The 9,703-nt window shown below is 65.8% G+C and carries 13 protein-coding genes and 1 pseudogene; 3 read left to right on the forward strand and 11 right to left on the reverse strand.

The window, feature by feature from the left end; all coding sequences use genetic code 11:
• On the forward strand, positions 1-869 hold an 869-nt coding region (gene thrB / locus Q0693_RS02040), incomplete at its 5' end, for a homoserine kinase (RefSeq protein WP_298628789.1).
• Positions 854-1,594, forward strand: coding sequence for a DUF4388 domain-containing protein (locus Q0693_RS02045; RefSeq protein ID WP_298628798.1), 741 nt, complete (start codon positions 854-856; stop codon positions 1,592-1,594). The genes thrB and Q0693_RS02045, both read left to right, overlap by 16 nt.
• A 64-nt stretch (positions 1,595-1,658) precedes the next feature.
• Here Q0693_RS02045 and Q0693_RS02050 read toward each other — a convergent pair whose 3' ends face one another.
• The 3 genes from Q0693_RS02050 to Q0693_RS02060 are packed head-to-tail and all read right to left on the reverse strand — an operon-like array spanning position 1,659 to position 2,482.
• Complete coding sequence (locus Q0693_RS02050) at positions 1,659-1,742, reverse strand: 30S ribosomal protein THX (RefSeq protein ID WP_008632889.1); 84 nt, start codon at positions 1,740-1,742, stop codon at positions 1,659-1,661.
• Positions 1,743-1,752: 10 nt separating this feature from the next.
• Positions 1,753-2,046 carry a 30S ribosomal protein S20 gene (rpsT, locus tag Q0693_RS02055; protein ID WP_243030280.1) on the reverse strand — a complete coding sequence of 98 codons (294 nt, stop codon included), beginning with the start codon at positions 2,044-2,046 and terminating at the stop codon, positions 1,753-1,755.
• 58 nt (positions 2,047-2,104) lie between these two features.
• On the reverse strand, positions 2,105-2,482 hold the full coding sequence (locus tag Q0693_RS02060; protein ID WP_298628790.1) for a hypothetical protein: 378 nt from the start codon (positions 2,480-2,482) through the stop codon (positions 2,105-2,107).
• 22 nt (positions 2,483-2,504) lie between these two features.
• Between Q0693_RS02060 and tyrS the strand changes: the two genes are divergently transcribed.
• Positions 2,505-3,809: a tyrosine--tRNA ligase gene (gene tyrS / locus Q0693_RS02065; RefSeq protein ID WP_243030278.1), complete on the forward strand. Its 1,305-nt coding sequence runs from the start codon at positions 2,505-2,507 to the stop codon at positions 3,807-3,809.
• Here tyrS and Q0693_RS02070 read toward each other — a convergent pair.
• From Q0693_RS02070 to Q0693_RS02105, 8 genes and pseudogenes are all read right to left on the reverse strand, one after another.
• Entirely contained in the window at positions 3,806-4,360 is a 555-nt protein-coding gene (locus Q0693_RS02070) for a Rieske 2Fe-2S domain-containing protein (protein ID WP_298628792.1), read from the reverse strand. The two genes, tyrS and Q0693_RS02070, sit on opposite strands and share 4 nt — an antisense overlap.
• Complete coding sequence (locus Q0693_RS02075) at positions 4,357-5,337, reverse strand: c-type cytochrome (RefSeq protein ID WP_298628794.1); 981 nt, start codon at positions 5,335-5,337, stop codon at positions 4,357-4,359. Before Q0693_RS02075 ends, Q0693_RS02070 begins: the two co-directional genes overlap by 4 nt.
• Positions 5,334-5,738: a cytochrome c-type biogenesis protein CcmH gene (locus tag Q0693_RS02080; protein ID WP_243030287.1), complete on the reverse strand. Its 405-nt coding sequence runs from the start codon at positions 5,736-5,738 to the stop codon at positions 5,334-5,336. The genes Q0693_RS02075 and Q0693_RS02080 overlap by 4 nt, the downstream gene beginning before the upstream one ends.
• A 20-nt stretch (positions 5,739-5,758) precedes the next feature.
• A complete protein-coding gene (locus Q0693_RS02085; RefSeq protein ID WP_298628802.1) occupies positions 5,759-6,295 on the reverse strand; it encodes a TlpA disulfide reductase family protein in 537 nt (178 codons plus the stop codon).
• A 20-nt stretch (positions 6,296-6,315) separates the two neighbouring features.
• Positions 6,316-8,247 (reverse strand): cytochrome c-type biogenesis CcmF C-terminal domain-containing protein, encoded by a 1,932-nt coding sequence (locus tag Q0693_RS02090; protein WP_298628796.1) that lies wholly within the window; start codon positions 8,245-8,247, stop codon positions 6,316-6,318.
• Positions 8,244-8,672 carry a cytochrome c maturation protein CcmE gene (gene ccmE / locus Q0693_RS02095; RefSeq protein ID WP_243030274.1) on the reverse strand — a complete coding sequence of 143 codons (429 nt, stop codon included), beginning with the start codon at positions 8,670-8,672 and terminating at the stop codon, positions 8,244-8,246. Before ccmE ends, Q0693_RS02090 begins: the two co-directional genes overlap by 4 nt.
• A 91-nt stretch (positions 8,673-8,763) precedes the next feature.
• Complete coding sequence (gene ccsA, locus Q0693_RS02100) at positions 8,764-9,450, reverse strand: cytochrome c biogenesis protein CcsA (protein ID WP_298628804.1); 687 nt, start codon at positions 9,448-9,450, stop codon at positions 8,764-8,766.
• Positions 9,451-9,519: 69 nt separating this feature from the next.
• Positions 9,520-9,703, reverse strand: a pseudogene (locus Q0693_RS02105) (cytochrome C biogenesis protein); the annotation flags it as partial.

The raw sequence follows: 9,703 nt of genomic DNA on the forward strand, positions 1-9,703 counted from the left end.
CAGCCCGCCTCTATGTTCCCGCCACCCTGGCCAACCTGGGCTCGGGGTTTGACGCCTTGGGGGTGGCCCTGGACCTCTACCTGGAGGTGGAGGCCGAACCCAGCCAGGAGGACACCTTCTCCTACGAGGGCGAAGGCCGGGTGCAGGGCACGGACAATCTCATCCATCAGGGTTACCGGGCGGGAATGGAGGCCTTGGGCCTCCGCCCTGAACCCCTGAGCATCCGCGCCTTCAACCCCATCCCCCTGGCCCGGGGGATGGGAAGCTCCTCCGCCGCCTTGGTGGCGGGGGTGGCCCTAGCGGACCGGCTTTCGGGGGGAAGGCTTGGGCGGGAAGGGGTTTTCCGGGTAGCCGCCAGCCTGGAAGGCCACCCCGACAACGTGGCCCCGGCGGTATACGGGGGGTTCGTGACGGCCCTAGCCGATCCCCCCCTGGCCATTCCCCTGCCCAGACCCGAAGGGGTCTTTTTCGTGCTGGCGGTACCGCCCTATGAGGTGCCCACCCCCCTGGCCCGGGCGGCCTTACCGGAGATGGTCCCCTTGGCCGACGCCGTCTACAACCTAGCCCGAAGCGCCCTTTGGCCAGCAGCCCTCTACTCGGGAAGGCTGGAAGCCCTACGGGAAGCCTGCCAAGACCGCCTGCACCAGCCCCACCGGGCCCACCTGATGCCGGGGGTTTTAGAGGCCATAAAGGGGGCCCTAGACGCCGGGGCCCTGGCGGCCTTTGTGGGCGGGGCCGGGCCCACCCTGGCGGCCTTGGCGCGGGAGGAAGATATAGAAAGGGTGGCCCGGGCCCTCGAGGCCTACCGGGGAGAGGGGCGCACCTTGGTCCTGCGGATAGGGGAGGGATACTTCTGGAAGGAAACCTGAAGGCCATTCCCCTGGTGGAGCTTTTGGAGTTGGTCCATGGCCACCGGCGTTCCGGGGTCTTGGAGCTCTCCGTGGGTTACCTACCCCTTTCCCTGCGCTTCACCGGGGGGGAGGTGGTGGGGGCAGCCATCCTGGACTGGGAAGGCCTCGAGGCCCTTTTCAGCTTCCCCCTGCATCCCCAGGAAGGGGTGTTCCGCTTCCAGGTAACCCCACCCACCGCCGACAGACCCCTGATGCCCTTCTCCGCCCTTTTGGGGGAGTGGGCCCGGGTCAACGACGAGTGGGACCGGTTCCGTACCCTGGTGGACTCACCCAGCCGGGTCCTGGAGGCCATCCGCCCCAAGCCCCCCTACGAGGTCTTCCAGGGGGGGAAAAGCGTGCGGGCCGCCGCCAAGGCCTGGGGGGTCCCCCTCCTCATCGCCATGGAGCGGGCCTACATGGGGGTGAGGGAAGGGGACCTTTACCCCCTTCGCCGCTACGCTTGGTATGCCCTGCGCATCAAATACCCGGGGAAAAGGGGCAAGACCCTGGAGGAGTTCGGCCAACTCCAGGCCCTCCTGGACGGCAGCCGCAACCTGGGGGAGGTGATCGCCTCGGGGGTGCCCGTGGGCCTGGTGCGCCGCTACCTGGTGCAGGCCCTGGCCTCGGGGGAACTCAGCCCTCCGGGCCGGGGCTGGCTCCTTCGCGACCTCACCTGGGAGATGGAAGGGGAAGAGGGAACCTAGAGGCCGTCCCTAGGCCCTGGGCCCCAAACGACCCCACCCCCTGGCCTCGCCAAGGGGGGTAGCCCTACTTTTTCTTGCGCGGACGGTACTTGCCGTAGGTGCCCCGCCAGATCTTGCCCCTACGGGTGCGACGGTCGCCTTTGCCCATCCTCTTCCTCCTAGGCGCTCACGGCAGAAAGGAACTTCTGCACCTTGCGCATCAGCCGGGACTTCCTGCGGGAAGCGGCGTTCTTGTGCAAGGTAGAGCCCTTAGCCGCCTTATCTATGAGGCTTTGCGCCTGGCGCAGGATCTTCAAGGCTTCCTCCGCCTTGCCCTCCTGCGCCAAGAGAACGGCCTTCTTGCTCAGGGTCTTGATGGCCGACTTCTTGGCCTTGTTGCGGAGCCTGCGCTTCAAGGACTGCCGGTGCCGCTTGAGAGCGGAAAGGTTCTTCTTGGGCTTCTTCTGCGCCATCGTTCTCCCCTCGTGCCCCTTAGGGGCAGACCAGGCCTAAGTGTAGCACACCCCCGCCCTAAGGGGCAAACTTGGTGGCCACCCAGTCGTAGCGCACCTGGCCCTTGGCCCCTTGAAGCTGGAAACGGAGGAGATACTCCCCAGGGCTTACTGGGAAGCGCACCTCTTCCCGGAAGCCACCGGTGTACACCTTCTCCCCCACCACCCGGCCATCCTTGAGAAGGCTAAGGGAAAGCCGGCCTTCCTTTAAATCCCCCGTCACCTTGACCTTTACCGTATCGTAAAGGCCGGTTACCCGAAGGGGATACTTGGCCTCCCCGGTATAGTTCCAGTAGAAAACCGGCAAGAAGGGCGGATAGCCCAAGGCCAGGCCATACCGCTCCGCATACCAGTAAAGGCCCAGGGCCATGACGGCCAAAAAGAGCAGGGTCCGCATTGGCTTCAGTATACTTGGGCTCATGGCGGGTAGCGACACCAGGCTTTCCCCGGAAGAGGCCCTGGCCCTCCTCAAGCGGGGGTCGGAGGAGATCATCCCTGAGGAGGAACTGCTTGCCAAGCTAAAGGAAGGCCGGCCCTTGGTGGTGAAGCTGGGGGCCGACCCCACCCGGCCCGATCTGCACCTGGGGCACGCGGTGGTCTTGAGGAAGATGCGCCAGTTCCAGGAACTAGGGCACAAGGTGGTGCTCATCATCGGGGATTTCACCGGCATGATCGGGGATCCTTCGGGCCGGAGCAAAACCCGGCCCCCCCTTACCCTCGAGGAAACCCGGGAAAACGCCAAGACCTACGTGGAGCAGGCGGGGAAAATCCTTAGGCAGGAACCCCACCTCTTTGAGCTGCGCTACAACTCCGAGTGGCTGGAAGGCCTCACCTTCAAGGAGGTGGTGCGCCTCACCTCCCTCATGACCGTGGCCCAGATGCTGGAAAGGGAGGACTTCAAGAAGCGCTACGAAGAGGGCATTCCCATCTCCCTGCACGAGTTCCTCTACCCCTTCGCCCAGGCCTACGACTCCGTGGCCATCCGCGCCGACGTGGAGATGGGGGGCACGGACCAACGCTTCAACCTCCTGGTGGGCCGGGAGGTGCAACGGGCCTACGGCCAGCCGCCCCAGGTGGCCTTCCTCATGCCCCTCCTGGTGGGCCTGGACGGGCGGGAGAAGATGAGCAAGAGCCTGGACAACTACATCGGGGTCTCGGAGCCCCCCGAGGTGATGTTCAAAAAGCTCATGTGGGTGCCCGATGCCCTCCTGGAAAGCTACTTCCGCCTCCTCACCGACCTCGAGGAGGCCGAGGTCCAAACCCTCCTCCAGGCGGGCCCCGTCCCCGCCCACCGGGTCCTGGCCCGCCTCCTCACCGCCGCCTACGCCCTCCCCACCATCCCCGCCCGCATGGACCGGGCCTTCTACGAGAGCCTGGGCTACGCCTGGGAGGCCTTGGGCCAGGACAAGGGGGTGGGGCCAGAGGCGGTGCGCCAGGCGGAAGAGCGCTACGACCAGGTGGCCAAGGGGGCCATCCCGGAAAGCCTTCCCGAGGTGGCCATCCCCGCCTCGGAGCTCAAGGAGGGGCGGATCTGGGTGGCCAGGCTTTTCACCCTGGCGGGCCTCACCCCCTCCAACGCCGAGGCCAAACGGCTCATCCAGAACCGGGGCCTAAGGCTGGACGGGGAGCTGATTGAGGATGTGGCCCTGGAGGTGGACCTCTCCCGCCCCCGGGTCCTCCAGCGGGGCAAGGACCGCTTCGTGCGGGTGCGGCTTGCGGACTAGGAACCTTCCATGGGCCTTAGGGGCACCTCGTGCCCGGTGGCGTAGAGGGTATCCCCTTGGGCCTCGAGGCGCAGGCGCGGCAAGGGATAGCGGGGCGGACCATAGATGGCCTTTCCTCCCAAAAGGGGGTCAAAGGCCCCAAAGTGGCAGGGGCAGCCTAGGAAGGGCCTCTCGTAGCGGAAGTTGTAGAGGATAGAGGCCGCCTCGGGGTCGGGGACGTAGTTCACGGTGCACCCCTGGTGGGTGCAGATGCGGCTTAGGGCCAGGTAATGCTCTTCCCCTAGGGAAAGCCCCCCCAGGGCCGGCTCGGGCAAGCGGAGGAGGAAGGCCCTTAGCGGCCCCAAGGGCAAGGGGTATTCAAAGGCCTTGGCCTGCCACACCCTAAGCTCCCCCCGCCGGGCCACCGCCACCCTTGGCCCTTCCTTCCACACGGGTTCCCCTACCCCAGGCCTTGCGCGGAAGCGGAGGTTGTAGGTACGTACCCCCAACCACAGGAAAAACCCCCCCGCCACCGCCACAGGGACGTAGAAGATGAGGTCCCGCCGCTTCATAGGCTAGACAGGTAGTCCAGAAGGGCCTTCAGCTCTCCCTCGTCCAAGGGCACCGCCGGCATCTGGCCCCGGCCCTTCAGCACGATCTCCCTCACCGCCTCCGGGGCCTTCAGGATGGGGTTTCCCTGGAGCTTAGGCCCAAGGCCCCCTTGCGCCTCCGCCCCATGGCAGGCGGCGCAACGGGCCTGGTAGACGCTCTTCCCATCCTTCCCCCCCTGGGCCTGGGCCCGGGCCATGGCGATGAGGCCCTCCACCCTCTCCCGGGCCTCCCCCCCCACCTCCAGGTACTTCTCCCAGGCGGCGATGGCCTCCTGGGTCTGGCCCTTTTGGAAGTAGATGTTGCCCAGAAAGAGCCAGCCCTCCGCGGCCTTGGGGTCGGCGTGCTGGGCGATCTCTAGGAACATCTCCGCCTCATCGGGCCTCCCCCCCATGAAAAGGAGGATCCCCACCCGGCGCACCGCCTCCACGTTCCTAGGGTCCTTCTTGAGGACCTCCAGGTAAGCCTCCGCCGCCTGGTCCAAGGCCTTGAGCTCATAGGCCCGCCTTCCCCAGGCCAGAAGGTCCGCCACCTCCCCGGTGCGCTTGGCCTTGTCCTGCAGGGCCTTAAGCTCCCGCGCCTCGGCCCTGGCGGTCACCGTGGTCTCCCCGGGAAGCCGGGGCAGGGTGTAGCGCCAAAGCCCCACCCCCAGGAGGACCACCACCCCCAGGGCCAAGGCCACAGGCCAGGGGTTGAAGGGGCGGGGCTTGGGGGGGCGCCAGCCCTCCAGGGCCCTTTCCAGCTCCACCACCCGGGCCAGGGCCAGCTTTTTCTCCTCCCCCTCCAGGTTTTGCACCTCTTCCTTAAGGACCTCCAACTCCCTTAGGAGCTCCTCCCGCCTAGGGGGCTCGGGGAAGGGCTCCTTGGGGCCCAAAAGGGGCCTCAGGGCCAGGAAAAGCCCCAAGAGAAACAGGGCCAAAAAGATAAGGGTGGGCATCATTGGGGCTCCTTCAGGCGGCGCTCCGCCTCCTCCAGTAGCTCCGGGGGCAGGGGCTTCTTGGGGCGGAAGTAGGCGAAAAGCCCCAGGCCCAAAAGGATCAGGCCCAGCACCGGCAACAGCCAGACCCAAAGGGTCACCCCCCGCTTGGGAGGCTCGTAGAGGATCCACTCCCCGTAGCGTTCCACGAAGAAGGCCTTGATCTCATCCTTGGTCTTGCCCTCCCCTAGCATCTCGGCGATGAGGCGGCGCATCTCCACCGCCACCCCGGAGTTGCTCTCCGCCGCCGACTCCCCTTGGCACACAGGGCAGCGCAGCTCTCGGGCGATGGCGAAGACCTCGGGGGAAAGGTCGGGGGGCGGGGAGGTGAGGCCACCCTGGGCCCAAGCCCCCAGGAAGAACAGAAACCAAAGCGCCCAAGCCCTCACGGCAACACCTCCTTCAGGTACCCCTCCAAGCTGGCCTGGTCTATGGCCCCCGCATGCCGCACCCTTACCCGGCCCTCCCCATCGATGAGGAAGGTTTCCGGAACCCCGTACATGCCGTAGTCCACCCCCACCCGGCCTCGAGGATCAAACACCTGGGGGAAGGTGAGGCCAAACTGCTGGATGAAGCGCAGGGCCTCCCCTTCCTTGTCCTGGGTGTTGATGCCCACGAAGAGTACCTGGTCCTTATACCGGCGCCAGGTGGCCTCGAGGACCGGGGCCTCCTCGTAGCAGGCGGGGTAGCACCAACTGGCCCAGAAGTTTAGCACAATGGGCTTTTTCCCTAGGTAATCGGAAAGCCTTAGAGCCTCCCCCCACTCTTCCCGGTAAGGGGGAAGGAGCGGCAAGGTGAAGTCCGGAGCCGGACGGCGCTCCTTGGCCAGCACCGAGGGCAGCTCCTTGGGGTTGCGCTGCATCCCCCAGTAGAAAAGCCCTCCCAGGGCCAGGACCAAAAGGAGCCAAAGCCAGTTTCTCACGCTGCTCCCCATGGGAAGCCTCACGCCGGGCTCACCCCCTTAAGCTCCTCCCGCCTGGCCACCGGCCAGAGGATGTAAAGGGTGCCCAAGGCCATAAGCCCTCCCGCCACCCACATCCAGAAGACCAAGGGGGTGACGATGAGCCGGATGGAGGCCCACTCCCCCTTTTCCCGGTCAAAGTCCATGAGGAGGAAGTAGTAGTCGTTGCCTGGGGTGTAGACCACCTTGGGGGCGGGCAAAGGGGAGTTCATCTGGGGGTAGAAGTGAAGCCTGGGCCGCACCTCCCCAAAGCGGTCCGTACGCAAGGAAGCCTCCACGGCAAACCGCCTTCCCTCGTCCAGGGCCCGCACCCCCAAAAGCTCCATGCGCACCCCCCCCACCTCCCAGGCCTGGCCCCGGTAAAGGGTCTTCTCGCTTTCCAAGCGGTAGGTCTGGCTGAAGGCGATGCCAAGCCCCATGAGGGCCACGGCAAAGTGCACCACCAAGCTCCCCACCCGCCTGCGGTTCGCCAAAAAGCCCCATGGGGAAAGCCCCGCCTTCACCCGGGCCAGGACCCCTTCCCGCACCAGGAGGAGGATGGCGGCCGTGTTGTAGAGGAAAAGCCCCACCGCCAAGGAGGCCCCCAGGGTGTAGCCCCGAAGGAGTCCCCCCAAGGTGCCCAAAAGGAGAACCCCCAGGAGGAGGTAGAGGTTGCGGAAAACCTCCGCCCTGGGCCTACGCCAAGGCAAGAGGGGCCCCACCCCCATGAGGAGGAGGAGCCCCGCCCCTATGGGTGCGGAAACCTGATTGAAAAAGGGGGCCCCCACGCTCACCTTGGCCCCAGCAAAGGCCTCCACCAAGAGGGGGTAGAAGGTGCCCAAGACCACCACCAAGGCCCAGCCGGCGAAGAAAAAGGCCCCCAAGAGCAAGGCCCCCTCCCGGGAAAGGGGCCGGAAGACCACGGTGTCCCGCACCTCCCGGCTCACCCGGGAAAGGAGGCCTAGGCCCAAGGCGGTGGAAAGGAGGAAGAACCCCAGGAAAACCGGCCCCACCGGCCCCTCGGCGAAGGCGTGCACCGACTGGATCACCCCGCTACGGGTGAGGAAGGTGCCCAGCACCGTGGCAGCAAAGGCCAGGGTCACGAAGGCGAAGTTCCAGGCCTTAAAGGCCCCTCGGGTCTCCTGCACGATGGCGGTGTGCAGGAAGGCGGTGGCCAGAAGCCAGGGGATGAAGGAGGCGTTTTCCACCGGGTCCCAGGCCCAGTACCCTCCCCAGCCCAAGACCTCGTAGCTCCACCACATCCCCGCCACCTTACCCGCGGTAAGGAAGCCCCAGGCGATCAGGGTCCACCAGCGGGTCTCCCCCACCCAGGTCTGGTAGCGCCTGGCCACCATGGCGGCCACCGCATAGGCAAAGGGCACGCTGAGGCCCACGAAACCCAGGTACATGAGCACGGGATGCACGGCCATCATCCAGTGGTTCTGCAGGAGGGGGTTGGGCCCAGTGCCGTCCGCCGGGGGGTTGGGGAGGGTCTGGAAGGGACTGGCGATGGTGGCCATGACCCCGAAGAAGAAGACCTGGATGCCGAAGAGCACCGCCAGCACCAAGGAGGCCCGCCAGGGGTCCAGAGGCTTGCGGCTGGCCAGGAAGGTGTACAGGGTCTGCAGGAGCCCCCAAAGGAGGATGCTCCCCTCGAGGGCCGCCCAGGGGGTTACCAGGGTGACCCAAAGGGGGTCCTGGACCGAGTGGTTGCGGGCCACGTAGGCCACGCTGAAGTCATGGGTGATAAGGGCCCATTCCAGGGCCAAGAAGGCAGCCAAAGCCGCCAAGAAGGCCGGGGCCACCAAAGCCTTGGCCCCCCTCAAGAAGCGCCCGTCCCCTTGGTGGTAGGCGAGAAGGGAAAGGGCCAGGCCCAGGAGGCTAAAGGCTAGGGCCAGGCTCACGCCCAGGTTGCCAAGAAGGGCCGGGGTCATTTGGCCTCCTCAATCAGCTTGCGCACTTCCTCCGGGGTCCAGCCCGCCTTGGGCGCCTGGTAAGCCTCGGAGTGCTTTACCAGGAGATTGGTCCCCTGGAAGACCCCTTCCCCAAAGCGCCCTTCCACCACCACCCCCTGCCCCTCTTTGAACATGCCCGGAGGCGTACCCTTGTGCACCACCGGCACCTCCGCCACCCCGTCGGTGAGGATAAAGCGCAGCTCCAGCTGGTCCTTGTCGTAGCGGACCGTCCCCTCCTTCACCAAACCCCCCAAGCGCACGGGGCGGTTTTGGTAGCGGGCCTGGTCCTGGAGGTACTCGGAGGGGGTGAGGAAGTAGACCAGGTTCTGGCCCAAGCCGCCAAAGATGAGGTAGGCCAAGGCCCCCAGGATCAGCAAGAGGCCGATCAGGTATTTGGCCTTCATCGCGTCCTCCGGTAACGCCAAAAGAGGTAGGCCAGGTAGCCGAAGACCGTGAGGTAGGTGAGGGCATAGACCCAGGTGACGAAGACCTCGCTCATGCCTCCTCCTGGCGATCCTCTATGGCAGCCAACAGGGAGCGGAAACGGACAAAGCCCAGGTAGAGGAGGGTGAAGACGAAGAGGTTAAAGAGGAGGGCCTGAAGCATGGCCGGGTCCATGTGGATCTTGCCGGTGGTGAGGTCAATGGACTGGGTCTGGTGCAGGCTCCGCCACCACTTCACCGACAGGTAGCTGATGGGCACGTTGATGAAGCCCAAGATGCCCACCGCCGCCGCCGCCTTCCTCCTTAACTCGGGGTCCTCTATGGCCCCCCTAAGGAGGAAGTAGCCCACGTAGACGGCGAAGAGGATGGCGGTGGTGGTAAGCCGGGGCTCCCAGGTCCAGTAGACCCCCCAGGTGGGCCGGGCCCAGAGCATCCCCGTCACCAGGGCGAGGCCCATGAAGACCAGGCCGATTTCGGCGCTGGCCAGGGCCACCCGCTCGTACCGGGGGTCCTGGCGGAAGAGGTAGAGGAGGGAGTAGAGGAAGGTGACGAAAAAGGCCAGGTACCCCAGCCAGGCCCCGGGCACGTGCAGGTACATGATCCGGGCCAGGTAGCCTTGGTTCACATCGGGAGGAGCGGCAAGGGCCAGGTAAAGCCCCACGGGCAGGAGCAAAAGCCCTAGCCCCAGGAAAACCCAGGTGAGGGCATCAGGCCGGTCGGGTTGCGCTGCTTTTAGCATCTTGACCTCCACGGCCCCTAGCATAGCCAAGGGCCAGGTGAAAAATCTGTGGCCCCCATACCCCAGGCCCTAACCTTCCATAACCAAGGGGAAAAGAAGGGCACTGGCGGTAAGGTAGACCACATCAAAGACCAAAAGGAGCTGCCACCACGGGGCCACCTCCCCTAGGGGCAATCCCTCCACCAGGCCCAGGGTGGCCCGCACCGAAGCCAGAACCACGGGCACCACCAAGGAGAAAAGCAGGAGGGGAAGG

Origin of the sequence: uncultured Thermus sp. (assembly GCF_938010445.1) — a bacterium.
GTDB lineage: Bacteria > Deinococcota > Deinococci > Deinococcales > Thermaceae > Thermus > Thermus altitudinis.